Raw genomic sequence first — 14645 nt, forward strand, 5'->3', positions numbered from 1 at the left:
CGGTTCCACGTCGAAGATCAAGGGCATCGAAGCGACCCTCTCTACACACGTTGCGTTTCAGGTCGTGTCCTGGCCTCCGCCGATGACGCGCGTCCACACCTCGGCGGGGTCCGCCGCCACGTCGCCGCGCCAGGCGACATGCTGGTCGGGGCGAACCAGGACGAGATCGGCCTCGCAGACCGCGCCCAGGCGGGGAAGATGGCCGAGATCCACGACGCGCAAGGGGATGCCCGCGGCCGTGGCGGCGGTCACGAGTGGCGTCGGGTCGGCCCGAGCCGACAGCCGGAGCAGGGTGAACCAGTCGCCCAGGAGGTCGTACAACGAGCTGCCGTCGGGCAGCCAGACATGCGGCAGCCGCGCCCCTGGATGAGCCGACGGCCGGTAGCGGGTCAGCTCGGGCTCTGGGCGGCCGCGACCGTCGGGAACGACGACGGGGGAGTCCGCGTAGTCGTAGCCGAGTACCAGCCCGAGGCTGTGGAACTCAGGATCCTTGCCCCGCAGGGCATCGGCGAGCTCGGCCCGCAGCACCTTGCCGGCCGGGCCAGCGTCGTCGAGTTCGGCTGCCGCGAAGGACGGGGCGAGGAAGGCCTCCTGGCTGCCGGCGGCGGCGATGGTTCGCACGGCGACCGGCCGCCGCTCCCGCTCGTAGCTGTCCAGCAACGACGGCGGCGCCCAGCCCTGCAGCACCGCCGCGAGCTTGTAGCCGATGTTCACCGCGTCGCCGACGCAGGTGTTGAACCCGTGCCCGCCCCAGGGCGGGTTGAGGTGCGCGGCGTCGCCGACGAGGAACACCCGCTCGCCCCGGTAGCGGTCGGCCAGCAGCATGCGCGCCGACCACGGGTCCGTGGCGAGCACCTCCACATCAATCTCGGCGCCGGCCAGCGTGCGCACGAGCGCGACGGGATCGGCCTCCTCGGCCTGTACGTCGATGCCCTGCACGATCGCCCACCAGGTGCCGTCGAGATCCAGCCGTCCCATGAGCCCGCCACGCTCGGCGCCGATGACCCAGTAGTGCACGCCGAGCGCGCACAGCGGCCGTTCGTCGAGTTCCCTGGAGCGGAAGGTGATGCTCAGGTTGGGCAGCGCGCCTGACGAACCCGCATAGTGGCTGCCGATCGCCGACCGGCTGACGCCGGCGTTGCCGTCGCAGCCGAGCAGATACTCCGCATGGACGTCGCGACGTCGCCCGTCGGGCCCGGCCAGTTCGGCCCGCACGCCGTCCTGGCCGTCGATGACGGCGTCGACCCGCCAGCCGACCAGCAGGGTCACGGACGGCAGCGCCGCCGCCGCCTCACGCAGCAGCTCTTCGACGATCGGCTGCGCAACCTGCTGCCCTGCTTCCGCGGCGATGTCGCGCGGCTCCGTCCACAGGCCGAAGGCCTCGGGGAAGCGAGTGATCTCGTGTCCGAACAGCCCGGTGCAGAAGACGACGTCCTGCGCGTGCGCCACCGGCAGCGCCGCACGGGACCGCAGCCGGTCGGCCAGTCCCCAGCGGCGCAGATGCTCCATCGTCCGCACGCTGGTGGTCTTCGCGCGAGGGCGCAGCGGGTCGAGCGTCGTCCGCGGCTCGACCACGCATACCTCGACGCCGCGCCGGCCCAGCTCGATCGCGGCGGCCAGGCCGCTCGGCCCGCCACCGGCGATCAGGACGGGCACCTGGGAAGGGACGATCGTCACGGCCGCGCCTCCGAGGAGACGATCGGGGTGCGCAGCACGCCGAGCCTGTCGATCTCCACCTCGACCACGTCCCCTGGCCGCAGCAGCCACGGCGGCGTCCGGACGTATCCCACGCCCTCCGGCGTCCCCGTGGCGATGACGTCGCCCGGGTTCAGGGTGAAGGTGCGGCTGATCCTGGACAGCAGATCCCCGATGCCGAAGATCATGTCCCGCGTGTTGCCGTCCTGGACGGTCTGCCCGTTGACGCGGGTTCGCACCCGCAGACCGTCGGCGAGGTCGCCGACCTCGTCGGCCGTGACGAGCGGGCCCATCGGGCCACTGCGGTCCCCGTTCTTCCCGAGCGTCCACTGAGTGGTGAGCTTCTGCGCCGTGCGGGCGGTGAGATCGTTGAACGCCGCGTAGCCGAGGACCGCGCCTGCCGCCGCCTCCGCGTCGACGTCGGTGAGCCTTCGGCCGACGACGGCGGCGACCTCGCCCTCCCAGTCCAGGCCCGGCTCGTTGGCGGGCACCGGCGCCGACGTCTCACCCGCGGTGAGAGAGGCGACCCAGCGGCCGAAGACGGTCGGATGCTCAGGCGGGGCGAAACCGCCCTCGGCGGCGTGCGCCCGGTAGTTCAGGCCGATGCAGATGACCCGGGCCGAGGCAGGCACCGGCGGGGCCAGCTCCACCTCGGCGACCGGAACCTCTCCGGCGGTCGCGTGGCGCGCGACGGCGAGCCATCGCTCCAGGTCGGCGTAGAAATGGCCGACCTCGGCGATCGGGGTCACGGCGTCCCCGATCTGGACGGCGACGTCCACCCGCCGCCCGGTGCGGATGCCGACGAGCTTCACGCGATCACCTCGCCGAGCGGCAGCAGCCGGACGTCGAAGACGAAGTCGGCGAACGGGACGTCGACACCGAAGGCCACGGCGTGCTCGGGATCGGTCTCCCGGACCGGGGCGACGACGAGCTCGTCCTTGACCGCGAAGGCCGCGTCGGCGTCGAGGTACTCGTCACCGGCCACGAAGACGTGCGTGGTCACCGGCCGATGCCCGCAAGCCTCCACACGGTAGTGGATATGGGCCGGGCGCATCGGATGGCGGCCGAGCGCGGTCAGCAGTTCTCCACCCGGCCCGTCGGTGGGCACCGGATAGCTGGCCGGGATGACGCTGCGGAACCAGTAGGTCCCGTCGGCGTCGGTGGTGAACAGGCCGCGCAGGTTTCCGGGCTCCTGCGCCGGGTCCTGGGTGTCGTAGCGCCCGGCGTCGTCGGCCTGCCAGATGTCGACGGTGGCCCGCTCGATCGGCTTGCCGCTGGTGTCGGTCACCCTGCCGCGCACGACCATGACCTCGCCGCGCTGCCGTTCAGGGCCGGTGGAGATCCATGCCCCGTTCTCCCGCGCGGGCGCGGGGGAGTGGAAAGGGCCCTCGACCGAGGACGGCGTGGCGTCGGCAGGGCCTGCGTGGTTGACGTCGTCCACGGCGGTGGTCAGCCCGAGCGTGTCGGCCAGCAGGATGAACTCGTTGCGGTGCTCGGTGCAGGTCTGGCCGGTGCGGACGAGGAAGTCGATCCCGGTCAGCCACTCCGATTCGGTCGGGCGCGTCTCACGAACGAAGGCGTGCAGATGGCGGACCAGCGACTCCATCACGAAGTTGAGCCGCGGGTCCGTGCTGTTCAGCTGATCGAGGACGGCGGTCAGCAGAGCGTCGAGCCGCTCCTCCCGCACGTCGCCGGGTGAGGTCACGGGGTCCTCCAGGAGGTAGGCCGCCCGAGCCCGCGCGGGGGCCAGGCGGATGGACGGCGCGCCGCCCGGCGTCGTACCGAGGAGGCGCGCCACCAGCATCCACGGCGGGCTTCAACCGCCCCATGCCGTTGCCATTCAGTGGCAAGGAGCCGCGCTCTGAAGGAACGGCGGCAGGCTCGTCGGCTCCCCGAGCGCCCTTCCCATGGGTCTGGCCCCGGCGGGCAGGACGGGTCGGCAAGACTGTCGTCGAGCCCGGCCGTCCTGGACACGTCGATCGTTCTGGTCTGGGTCCGCTGCCACCTCGCCGTTCCCCGCCGGCCGACGGCGTGGGGCAGGTCTAGATGATCGATTCCAAGGGGTCAGTGATCGTAGGTGGTCAGCGAGCGCATGGTCGGTTGGCCGGTGTGGTCGTTGTGCCAGATGGCTGCGGTGAGCGCGAGGATGCGCTGCAGGATGCGGACGGCCACGCCGCCGGGTGTGCGGCCTCGGTGTCGTTCGAGGTCGAGCTGGCCCTTGAAGGTCTCGTTGATCGACTCGATGACCTGCCGCAGCGGCTTGAATGACTGTGATCCGGGCCGCTCGGCCTCGCCCTTGCGTGCCGGCCGCAGCAGTCGGATGTCCAGTGCCGCCAGCCGCTGCTCGAAGTCGCGGCCGAAATAGTTCTTGTCGCCGATCAGTGTTTGACCCGGGCGCTCGTCGGTGAGCTGCGGTTCGATGGCGAGCAGGTCCAGGAGTGTCTCGCGTTCGTCGGCTTTGGCTCCAGTCAGGGCGAAGCGACCGGCAGGCCGTGCAGGGTGCAGACCAAGTGCAGCCGTAGTCCCCAGAAGGCGGCGGCCTTGCGCAGGCGCTTGTTGTAGCCGGGCTGCTGGGGAAGGTAGGGGAACAGGCGCCGCAGATGGGTGTGGGCGTGCCGCAGCCACCGGGCCTCGGAGGTGAAGCCGAGCATCGCTTGCATCATCGCCAGCGTCACGAGCTCCGCGTCGCTGAGTTGCGGTGCAATGCCCACGACCGGCCGCCAGGGGGCAAACTGCGGCGAATCCTTCAGCAGGTCGTCGGTCTTCACATGGAGTGCGGTCGCGAGGGAGTCCAACTCTGTTTTCACACACCGACGTTGGACTCCCCCTCCCATGCGCGCAGGCGATCCCTTGGAATCGACGAGCGTCGTAAGCCTTTGCTCGCTGTCGCGACTCATTCGATCGTTCAGTGAAACGGTCCGTCGTGGCGCCGGGGCAGGGCGGCGCGGCGGCGGGTGACGTCGGCGACGGCGGTCCAGTCGCGGTCGGCGTCGCCGTGGGCGATGGCATCGATGAAGGCGTCGCGTAGGACGCTGCCGAAGGGCAGGGGGACGCGGCTGTCGGCGCCGGCGGTGAGCGCGAGTGTGACGTCCTTGAGGCCGAGGGCGAGACGGAACCCGGCGGGCTCGTATCGCTGCTCGGCGACCATGGTTCCGTAGCCGGTGTAGACGGGGCCGGGGAAGATGGTGTGGGTGAGGACGTCGATCAGTTCGCTCGGTTGTGCGCCGGTGGCTTCGGCGAGGGTGCAGGCTTCGGCCAGGGACTCGATGGCGCAGGCGACCAGGTAGTTCCCGGCGATTTTGATGGTGTTGGCGTGGTGCGGCTGGTCTCCCTGTCGCCAAGTGCGTTGCCCCATGGCGGTGAAGAGCGGTTCCACGTGGTCGAGCAGTGTGCTGTCCCCTGCGGCCAGGATGTTGAGTTTTCCGGCGGCGGCTACTTCGCTGCGGCCCAGGACCGGTGCGGCGAGGTAGCCGAGACCGTACTTGGCGTGGAGATCGGCGGCTCGCTGGGCGAGGGCGACGGAGACGGTGGCCATGTTCACATGGACGGTCGCGCTCGCGTTCGCGAGCAACTCCGGTTCCAGGAGCACGGATTCGACTGCGGCGTCGTCGGACAGCATGGAGATGACGACGTCGTTGGCGAAGACGGTCTCGAGGTCAGGTGCGGCGGTAGCTCCTTGGGCAACGAGGGCCTGTACGGGTGCCGGGGAGCGGTTCCAGACCTGGACGCTGTGGCCGGCGCGAACCAGGTTGGCGGCCATCGCCTTGCCCATGGCCCCTAGGCCGACGAACCCGACGTTCATCCCTGTCATAGCAGACATCCTTCATGTCGGGGGCGGTGCCCGCCCTGGTGATGAGTGCCGGTCATCCCGGGCTGCGGCCGGTTGGAGAAGGCCTCGCAGCCCAGTCATCGTGTCGAACACGCCCGGCGCGGGTGGAGCCGGCATGGATCAACGGTAGGGGTGTGACCGTCGCAACGCGCCTCTACAAGCAGTCCGGTGACCTGCACGCTAGCATCCGCGGGAGGGCGAGTGGAACCAGCTATGCTGGTTCCATGCAGAGGGAGAAAGGGATGCCGGACAGTACCTTCAGGTTCGGCAACGGGCGACTGTGCTTCACCTTCACCGCCACGCTGGGCAACCGCGGCTCGGCTGCCCCCATCGAGCGACTGGCCCGCCCGGCCGACCTCGCGCGATGGTGCGTGGAGCTCGGACTGCTCGCCGAGCCCCCGGCCACCGGAGCCGCAACCCTCGCCGAGGCCCGCCGTCTGCGCGAGGCAATCGACCAAACGGCCGAGAGCGTACGCACCGGCACCTGCCTCGATCCGCAGCCCACGAAGGTCATCAACAGCTGGGCGGCGCGACCAGCCCTCACGCCCCAACTGGACGAGACCGGCTCGCTCCGCTGGCGCCAGGAAGGCGCCCAGACCCGACACGTTCTCGCCCTCGTGGCACGCGACGCAGTCGACCTCCTCACCAACCCGACGTCATCCCGACTACGCCGATGCGCCAACCCCGAATGCCAGGGCATGTTCGTCGACGTGTCAGCCCCCGGAAACCGCCGCTGGTGCTCCATGAACACCTGTGGCAACCAGGCCAAGAAGGCCGCCTTCCGCCAACGGCGCACACAGCTGGAACGCCACGGGCCATAGCCCGCACCGGCCAACCCGCCATGCGCTCACCAACCCCCTACGACCACTGGACCCCTTGGAATCGATCATCTAGGCGACCTCGCCCGCAGGCGCCTTCCAGGTGTTGCACGAGCCGGGATTCCCTGTGGCGAAGCCGCGACCGTTCCACAGGCGGATGTTGGCCGTCTTGCCGTACAGCCGCTGCTGACCGGGGACGTCACCCTGCACGATCAGCTGGAGGTACTTCCAGTCGCGTGAGGACCTCCCCTCCAGCGGCCAGACGCTCTTGATGAACGCCGAGGCCAGGCAGGCGGACTGCAGATGGTAGCGGCGCACCCGCTCGGCGCGCTCGGCCTGGCTGTCGTAGAAGGCCTCGACATCCACGCTGTGGACGATGTCGACGAGCCGCTGGACGTGCTCGGCGTAGCGGGTGGCGGTGTTGTACAGCAGCCACAGGTCGGAGGGGTCCTGGAGCCAGGACGCGCCGAGCTTGTAGACGACCGCGCGGGCGTCGTAGCAGTAGACGCTGTCGGAGTCGAGCCTGCGTTCGGTGCCGCAGTAGTCGCCGGTCACGAATTTCAGGCGGGCGTCCTCGAACTGCACGCCGTTCTCCGACAGGTACTGCTCCCAGGTCGCCTCGAGGCACTGCATGATCCCGCCGAGGTAGCGCTTGGCCGCCGCGCGGTGACCAGGCGCGACGGGCTGCTCCTCGCACGCCGACCTGGGCAGCCTGCCCATGCCGTACAGGGCGTTGTCGGTCAGGACGCGCTGCTCGACGGATAGGTCCCCGCGGTCGCCGTTCCGCATAACCACAGGGCCGCGGCGCACGCCAGGGCCATGATCGAACGAAGCTTCATGGGCGGGAGACTAGAGCACGCGTGTCGCGGAGGTCGACCCTGACGGACGACCGCTGGACGAGCAGCCGGCGGGTGCGCCACCAGCGGACGGCGGCCTTTCGTCGTACGGCTGCGCGGGCCGTTACACCTCTCGCCCCGTGCGTCTCCATTGACGGGAAGAGTCAGCGGTCGGCCGAATCGTCCTCGACCTGGCCGATGGAGCGCCGGGCGCCGAGCCCTCGTGAGATGGCGCGGGCGATCGTGCGGACGGCCGGTCCCAGCATCCGAGGGTCGGCGTCTTCCGGGGGGACGAGGACCGACAGCGCCGCGGCGACCCTGTCGTCGGCTCCGAAGACCGGCGCCGCCACCGACACGATCGCGCGCGGGGCGTGCGGCCGGTGGAGGTGCGCCAACCCCTCCAGCCGGACCCTGGCGAGGGTGCGTCGCAGGTCGACGGGGGAGACGATCTCCTTCTCCGGTTCGCGCACCATCGGACGGGAGAGCACTTCCTCCTGTACCTCGGGCTCGGCGAAGGCGAGCAGGACCAGGCCCACCCCGGTCGAGTGCAGGGGCAGCCGGCCGCCGACGCGGTACAGCACCGGCATCGCCCGACGTGACGACAGCCGTTCGATCAGCAGGGCCTCGTAACCGTCCCGCACAGCGAGCAGCACGTGCTGCCGGGTGACCTGGGCCAGGTCACCCATGAACGGCATGGCCACCTGGCGCAGCCCTTGCCCGCGAGGGGCGAGAGAGGCCACCTCCCAAAGCCGGAGGCCGATCGTGAACCGGCCGTCCTCACCGCGCTCGAGGGCGCCCCATGCCACCATCCGCCTGGCGAGCCGCAACGCCGAACTGGCGGGGATGCCGCTGCGCCGGCTCAACTCGCCCAGGCTCAGCGACCCGTGGCCGGCGTCGAAGGCGCTCAGGAGCGAGAGAGCCCGGTCGACGACCGGGTCGCCCTGGGGCGGACGGCGGCCACGGACCCGCGGTTGGGGAGCGGACGCGCTGGTCACGAAGGGGGCTCCTGTCAGTCCTTCACCGGTGAGGCGCGCCTCTGGTCGCACTGGATGGCATCGTGCTCCGGTGCCGGGTGCTCCGGTGCGGGTCGGATCGGCAGCCTCGGCGGGCGCACAGGGAGGGATCGCGCGATGTGTCAGTGACGTTGGAATGTCAGGCGTGTCTCGTTGTCCGCGACCGTGAGCCCGGCTTGGCCGCCGATCGGGACGGTGGCCAAGGGGTAGGTGTGGCCGACGTCGATATTGGCCAGGATCGGGATGCCGGTCAGCGCCGGTTGCGAACCGATGATCTGTTCCAGGAGTGCGCGAGTCATGTTGCTGGCGTTCTGGAACCGTCCGATGGCCAGTCCCCGGATTCCCGCAGCGTCAGGAAGTTGGAGCAGTGATGTCAGGTCCCTGGCGAAGGTGGCCGCGTGTGATTCGAAGTCGTCCTCGACGATCAGTATCGCGCCGTCGAGAGACGGCATGTTGGGCGTGCCCTGCAGCAGGTTCAGGGTGCACAGATTGCCGCCCACGATCCTTCCCTCGGCGGTGCCGGACTGGATCGGCCACCACCCCTCGTTGGGGATCAGATCGCGCTTGTCCTGGTCGAGGAACCAGAGATCGTCGCTCCAACGGGCCGCCGGGTTCAGGGCGATCGGGGCGGTGCCGAACATGACCTCGGTGAACCACTCCAGGGTCTGCTCGAAGTGATCACGCATCCCGAACGTCGACCAGTGCGGCCCTGAGTAGGTGACCAGCCCGGTTCGGGCGAGGATGGCGTTCTGCAGTGCGGTGATGTCGGAGTATCCGCACAGGATCTTCGGATTGGCGCGGATCAGCTCCCAGTCCAGGAACGGCAGCAGTTCGTTGCAGTTGTAGCCGCCGATGACCGTCAGGATCGCCGCCACCGAGGGGTCGGCGAAGGCTTCGTGCAGATCGGCGATCCTGGAGGCGATGCTGGAGGAGTCGAGAGCGTCCCGTTCATCGACATGGCGGCCATAGGACAGCGTCAGGCCCAGTTCGGCGAACCGGGCCCCGATGATGTCGGTGTGGTCGTGTTCCATCACCATCGCGCGGGATCTGGCCGGCGCCACCACCCGTATGACGTCGCCCTGGTTCAGCTTGCGCGGGAAGATCAGCTCCATTGCCGGAGCCTAACGAACGCAGCAGATCCGCTTCGACGCGGGGCTGGTCAACCCGGCCAAGGACGCCTGTGCGACATCGGTCAGGGTCGCGATCGACAAGCTGGGCTGGACGCGCACAGGGGATGTGTCGGTGCCGCTGCTCAGGAGAACCTCTCCTCACTGACGATCCGCCCGTCGCGCACCGTGTAGACACCGATCGTGGAGTCGGCGGTGAACCGTACGGCGAAGCGGTCGCCGCCCGCCTGCAGGTACGGTCCCTCGACAGGGCCGCTCACCTGTCCGGCGGCCAGCAGGTGCCGGGTGATCGCGTCGCTCTCGCCCTTGTTGGCCAGACTGGCGAAGGCCAGCCCCACCCCTTCGGCCGTCGGCTCCACGAAAGCGGGCAGATGGTCGAGTATCCACTCGCGATAGGACGTGGCCGGACGCCCGAGGATCTCCCTGATCGCCGGGACCACCGGCTCGGGCTGTGCGGCGATCTCCTTCATGGTCTCCACGACGGCGTCCACGTCCTGCGGCGGCACCCACTGCAGGAACCACTCCCTGGCCTGCTCCAGCGGGATCTCCTCCACCTTCGTCACCGGCCTGCCGACCAGCTCTCCCACGAGCTTGATCCGTTCGGCCCCTGTCATGAGTTCCTCGCCGGTCAGCATGGGCGTGGCCGTGTTCAGCAGGTCGTCGGTGAGCAGCGCGTGCACTCCCACCGCCGCCAGATCCTTGGGATGGATCTGCGACCGCGCCCAGCTCAGGAACGGCCCGCGGACCACGCCGTCCGTGGGCACCGGAGTCCCCAGGTCGTTGCTCATGTGCCCGCCGGACCGCAGGAACGTCCACTCCTTGGCGTGTTCCCTGATCAGCCGCTCGATCCGGTTGTGGGAGGCGTTGTCGGGATCGTCGTGGGTCTCAGAACCGGCCGCCGACAGATAGACGATTCTGCGCGCCTGTGCCGCCAGCTTCGGGATCACCGCGTTGCGCGAGTGCTCGGTGAACATCGTCGGCCACACGAGGAAGATCTTGTCGACTCCCTCCAGCGCCTCGTCGAGGGAGCCGGGATCACTCAGGTCCCCCTTGACCGCCCGCACCCCTTCGGGGAACGTCACCCGGCCCGGATCTCTGCTCAGCGCCTTGATCGTCACCCCGCCGCGCTCGTGCAGCTGCCGTACCACCTGTCCACCGGTGTGACCGGTGGCCCCTGTCACCAGAATCGTCTCGTTCATGACGCCGACGCTACGGTCGCTCCCTTGACGTCAGCATCAGTCGATCGACTGGTCTGCGGCGGCCGAGGACGACCAGTCGATCGACAGATGCTGGGGGACGGGGGCCGCTCCTACCGTCGAGGGCATGACTTCACGGATAGAGATGACCATGGACATCGCGTGCGGCGCCTCCTATCTCGGATGGGACCGGTTGCGCAGGGCGCTGGCCCGGTTGCGCGCCGAGGGCGGTGAGGCGGAGGTGGTCTTCCACCCCTTCCAGATCGCTCCCGACGCGCCGAGCGACCCGGCGCAGGCCGAGCCCCTCGAAGAGGTGCACAAGCGGTTCTTCGGTCCGTCGGTGGGGGAGTCGACCGCCCGTATGACCGCGCTGGGCGCGCGGGAGGGGATGGTCTACGACTACGGCAGGGCGTTGTTCGCCAACACGCTCGAGGCTCACCGGCTGATCAGGGTCGCCGCCGCGCAGGGGCGGGCCGAGGAGATGGCGGACCGGCTGTTCCGCGCCTACTTCGCCGATGGGCTCAACCTCGCCGACGGCGACACGTTGCGGAAGCTGGCCGCCGAGGCCGGGGTGGCGTGGACCGGCGACGGCGCGGAGGACACCAGGGCGGAGCTGGAGCAGGTGCGCAGGTCCGGGATCAGAGGCGTGCCGATCTTCGAGATCAACGGGCGCACGCTGTCCGGAGCGCAGTCCGAAGAGACGTTCTACGGGGAGATCTCATGATTCTGGTGACAGGGGCGACCGGCCGGGTCGGTGGTCAGGTCGTCAGGCAGCTGGTGGAAGCCGGGGTGAGCGAGGTGCGAGCGCTGGCCCGCGACGCGAGCCGGGCGCGGCTGCCGGTCGAGGTCGTCGAAGGCGATCTGGCCGTGCCAGGCTCGCTGGACGCGGCGCTGGAGGGCGTGGAGAAGGTCTTCCTCGTCTGGCCGACGCTCCAGGCCGACCACGCCGCACCCGAGACGGTGAAGAGGCTGGCGGGCAGACATGTCGTGTACTTCTCCGCCGCGACGGCGGGGGCGGCCGATCCGATCAACGCCTCCCACGGTGAGATCGAGCGGCTGGTCCGCGAGTCGGGCGCCGGATGGACCTTCCTGCGGATCACCGGCCTGGCGGCCAACGACCTCAAGTGGGCGGAGGGCATCGAACGCGACGGCGTCGTGCGCGAGCCGTTCGCCGGGTGGGCACGGTCCCACATCCACGAGGCCGACGTGGCGGCGGCAGGCGTGCGCGTGCTGACCGGTGAAGGGCACGAAGGGGCGACCTACGTGCTGACCGGGCCGCAGGCGCTGACCGCGCCCGAGCGGGTGGCCGCCGTCTCCGAGGTGATCGGCCGCGAGGTGCGCTTCCATGAGGCGTCCCTGGAGGAGGTCAGGCTGCAGTACGAGGCCGTCTTCGGGCCCGAGCTGGCCGCGGGTCTGGTCGGCAGGATGGCAGGCGGGGTCCCTGAGCCCGAGCCGGTCACCGGCACCGTCGAGGAACTCACCGGACGCCCGGCCAGGACCTACAGGCAATGGGCCGCTGATCACTGGCGGTAGCCTTGGGACATGCTGCGGGGGCGGACGAAGGAGACGGGGACGATCGACGCCCTGCTCGCCGCCGCTCGCCGGGGCACGAGCGGGGCGCTGGTGGTCCGCGGCGAGGCGGGCATCGGCAAGACCGCGCTGCTCGACCACACCGCCAGCCGGGCGGACGGCATGCGCGTGCTGCGTACGACCGGTGTCGAGGCGGAGAGCGAGCTGCCCTACGCCGGGCTCAGCATGCTCGTCGGCGGGCTTCTCGATCGCCTCGACGATCTCCCGGTACGGCAGGCCGACGCGCTCAGGGGCGCGCTGGGGCTGGGCGATGCCGACGGCGACGCCTTCCTGATCGGTTTGGCGGTGCTCGGCCTGCTGGCCGAGGAGGCCCCGCTCCTGTGCCTGGTCGACGACGCCCAGTGGCTGGACACCGCCTCGGCCGACGCCCTGCTGTTCGCCGCGCGGCGGCTGCGGGCCGAGGGCGTGGTGATGATGTTCGCGGTCCGCGTGCCGTACGCGCCGGACTTTCCCTCGACGGGCCTGCCCGAGCTGCGCCTGGACGGCCTGGCCGACGAGGCTGCTGCCGCGCTGGTCGGTGATCTGGCGCCGCACGTGCGCGAGGAGGTGCTGGTCGAGGCGCGCGGCAACCCGCTGGCGTTGCGGGTGCTGGCAGAGGCGCGCCGTGAGCAGGGCATCGGCATGCTCTCGATGGGGCTCTTGCCGGTGCAGAACCGGATCCTGCAGACCTTCGACGACAGGATCCGCGCGCTGCCGGCCGCGACGCGGACCGTGCTGCTGGTCGCGGCGGCCGACGACACCGGTGACCTGGGCACCGTCCTGCGGGCCGCCGAGCGGTTGGGCGCGGGGCTGCAGGACCTGGACCCGGCTGAGGCCGCCGGGTTGCTGCGGGCCGAAGGCGACCGCCTGGTCTTCGGCCACCCGCTGATGAGGAGCGCCGCCTACCAGGGGGCCACGGCGAACCCGAGGATCGAGGCGCACCGCGCGCTGGCGGAGATCCTGGACGGTGACCGGCGTGCCTGGCATCTGGCGGCCGCGGCGACGGGCCCGGACGAGAAGGTCGCGGCAGCGTTGGAACGTACGGCGCAGCGGGCCAGAGACCGTGGCGGGTACGCGGCCGTGGCCGCCGCCTACGAACGTGCCGCCGCCCTCACCCCTGACCCTGGCGAGCGCGAGCGCCGCAGGCTCGCAGCGGCGCGCGCGGCCGCCGACGCGGGCCAGTTCGAGCGGGCAGACCACCTGGTCAGGCACGCGGGGAGCTCGGCAGAGGCGGCCGTGCTCAGGGCCGTCATCGCCGACGGGCTCGGGCGGACGGAGGAAGCGCACGCGCTGCTGTTCGAGTCGGCCGCGACCGTCACGCCGGCGGAGCTGCCGCCTCTGCTGCGCAGCGCCGCGCGGGCGGCCTGGCGTGCCAACGACTTCGAGGCGCTCGACCGGATCGCCGCCTGCGTGGCCGAGGGGTCGGACGTGCACCGGCTGGCCACGGCGGCGCTCGCCACCAACCGGCTCGACGACGGCGGCATCGAGACGCTGAAGGAGCTGCTGGCCCTGCCGCCGCAGTCGGATGTGCAGGATCGCCTGCTGTTCGCCCGGTTGCACCTGGTCATCGGCGACATCGAGGGCGCGATGCGCCTGGCCGGCAGCCTGGAGCGGGAGTGCAGGACGCGGGGCGCGCTCGGCGTGCTGCCGGCCGTGCAGACGATCCTGGGGAGGACCCTGCTCTTCACCGGCCGTCACACCGACGCGCGCGCCACCCTGGCCGATGGGCTGCAGATCGCCGACGACACCTGCCAGCGCATGCCGCGCGTCGAGCTGTCGGCGACCCTGGCCGAGCTGGCCGCCATCGAAGGCGACGAGGAACGCTGCCGCGAGCTGACGGCCGAGGCGATCGAGACAGGCCTGGCCCCGAGCTCGGTGCACGCGGCCGTCGCGCTGAGCCTGCTCGACCTGGGCCTGGGACGATATGAGGCGGCCTTGGACCGGATGGAGGCGGTGGTGTCCGGATCGCGCCCGATGGGCGTCATGGGCCATCTGCCGATCCTGATCGAGGCCGCGGTGCGCCTGGGGCAGCCGCGACGCGCCGCTTCCGCGGTGCGGCTGTTCACGGCCTGGGCCGATCGGGTCGGGCAGCCGTGGGCCGCGGCCGTCGCGCTGCGCTGCCGGGCACTGCTCGCCGACGACGTCGACACGTTCGCGCAGGCCGTACAGATCCGGACTTACCCCTTCGACCAGGCGCGGACGGAGCTGCTGTACGGCGAGCGGCTGCGGAGGGAGCGGCGGACCAGCGACGCGCGCGGGCACCTGCGCGGCGCCGCCGAGACGTTCGAGCGGCTCGGCGCGCGTCCCTGGGCCGAGCGCGCCCGCGCCGAACTGCGCGCCACGGGGGAGACCCGCTTGGTGCGCGACCACGCGACCGACCTCGCCGACCGGCTCACACCGCAGGAACTGCAGAGCGTACGGCTGGCGGCCACCGGGCTGAGCAACCGGGAGATCGCCGAGCGGCTGTTCGTGAGCCCGCGCACCGTCGGCTACCACCTGTACAAGGCCTATCCCAAGCTGGGCGTCACGACCAGGGCGGAGCTCGCCTCGCTCGGGCTGTGA

At 70.7% G+C, this 14645-nt stretch carries 12 protein-coding genes and 1 pseudogene; 4 read left to right on the forward strand and 9 right to left on the reverse strand.

Annotated features, from left to right (window positions below):
- Positions 1-57: 57 nt before the first annotated feature.
- The 5 genes and pseudogenes from ABFX55_RS48050 to ABFX55_RS48075 all read right to left on the reverse strand — a co-directional run bounded on the left by ABFX55_RS48050 (position 58) and on the right by ABFX55_RS48075 (position 5515).
- Positions 58-1677, reverse strand: coding sequence for an FAD-dependent monooxygenase (locus tag ABFX55_RS48050; RefSeq protein WP_346130752.1), 1620 nt, complete (start codon positions 1675-1677; stop codon positions 58-60).
- Positions 1674-2507, reverse strand: coding sequence for a fumarylacetoacetate hydrolase family protein (locus tag ABFX55_RS48055; RefSeq protein ID WP_346130754.1), 834 nt, complete (start codon positions 2505-2507; stop codon positions 1674-1676). The genes ABFX55_RS48050 and ABFX55_RS48055 overlap by 4 nt, the downstream gene beginning before the upstream one ends.
- Positions 2504-3499 carry a dioxygenase family protein gene (locus tag ABFX55_RS48060; protein ID WP_346130756.1) on the reverse strand — a complete coding sequence of 332 codons (996 nt, stop codon included), beginning with the start codon at positions 3497-3499 and terminating at the stop codon, positions 2504-2506. The genes ABFX55_RS48055 and ABFX55_RS48060 overlap by 4 nt, the downstream gene beginning before the upstream one ends.
- Before the next feature lie 260 nt (positions 3500-3759).
- Positions 3760-4502 (reverse strand): annotated as a pseudogene (locus tag ABFX55_RS50115) (transposase).
- Positions 4503-4600: 98 nt separating this feature from the next.
- A complete protein-coding gene (locus ABFX55_RS48075; protein ID WP_346130760.1) occupies positions 4601-5515 on the reverse strand; it encodes an NAD(P)-dependent oxidoreductase in 915 nt (304 codons plus the stop codon).
- A 251-nt stretch (positions 5516-5766) separates the two neighbouring features.
- Between ABFX55_RS48075 and ABFX55_RS48080 the strand changes: the two genes are divergently transcribed.
- The gene (locus tag ABFX55_RS48080; RefSeq protein WP_346130761.1) at positions 5767-6345 is read left to right on the forward strand and encodes a CGNR zinc finger domain-containing protein; all 579 of its coding nucleotides are present in this window, start codon (positions 5767-5769) and stop codon (positions 6343-6345) included.
- A 69-nt stretch (positions 6346-6414) separates the two neighbouring features.
- Here the strand turns inward: ABFX55_RS48080 and ABFX55_RS48085 are convergent, their stop codons facing one another.
- From ABFX55_RS48085 to ABFX55_RS48100, 4 genes are all read right to left on the reverse strand, one after another.
- The gene (locus ABFX55_RS48085) at positions 6415-7131 is read right to left on the reverse strand and encodes a neutral zinc metallopeptidase (RefSeq protein ID WP_346130763.1); all 717 of its coding nucleotides are present in this window, start codon (positions 7129-7131) and stop codon (positions 6415-6417) included.
- A gap of 211 nt (positions 7132-7342) precedes the next feature.
- Positions 7343-8173 carry an IclR family transcriptional regulator gene (locus ABFX55_RS48090; RefSeq protein ID WP_346130764.1) on the reverse strand — a complete coding sequence of 277 codons (831 nt, stop codon included), beginning with the start codon at positions 8171-8173 and terminating at the stop codon, positions 7343-7345.
- Positions 8174-8313: 140 nt separating this feature from the next.
- Positions 8314-9303: a S66 family peptidase gene (locus tag ABFX55_RS48095; RefSeq protein WP_346130766.1), complete on the reverse strand. Its 990-nt coding sequence runs from the start codon at positions 9301-9303 to the stop codon at positions 8314-8316.
- A 140-nt stretch (positions 9304-9443) separates the two neighbouring features.
- Complete coding sequence (locus ABFX55_RS48100; RefSeq protein WP_346130768.1) at positions 9444-10517, reverse strand: NAD(P)H-binding protein; 1074 nt, start codon at positions 10515-10517, stop codon at positions 9444-9446.
- A 124-nt stretch (positions 10518-10641) separates the two neighbouring features.
- Here ABFX55_RS48100 and ABFX55_RS48105 point away from each other — a divergent pair, with 124 nt between their 5' ends.
- The 3 genes from ABFX55_RS48105 to ABFX55_RS48115 are packed head-to-tail and all read left to right on the forward strand — an operon-like array spanning position 10642 to position 14645.
- Positions 10642-11238, forward strand: coding sequence for a DsbA family protein (locus ABFX55_RS48105; RefSeq protein WP_346130769.1), 597 nt, complete (start codon positions 10642-10644; stop codon positions 11236-11238).
- On the forward strand, positions 11235-12047 hold the full coding sequence (locus ABFX55_RS48110; protein WP_346130771.1) for an NAD(P)H-binding protein: 813 nt from the start codon (positions 11235-11237) through the stop codon (positions 12045-12047). The genes ABFX55_RS48105 and ABFX55_RS48110 overlap by 4 nt, the downstream gene beginning before the upstream one ends.
- A 9-nt stretch (positions 12048-12056) precedes the next feature.
- A complete protein-coding gene (locus ABFX55_RS48115; protein ID WP_346130773.1) occupies positions 12057-14645 on the forward strand; it encodes a helix-turn-helix transcriptional regulator in 2589 nt (862 codons plus the stop codon).

It is taken from the genome of Nonomuraea roseola (genome assembly GCF_039535395.1).
Classification (GTDB): domain Bacteria; phylum Actinomycetota; class Actinomycetes; order Streptosporangiales; family Streptosporangiaceae; genus Nonomuraea; species Nonomuraea roseola.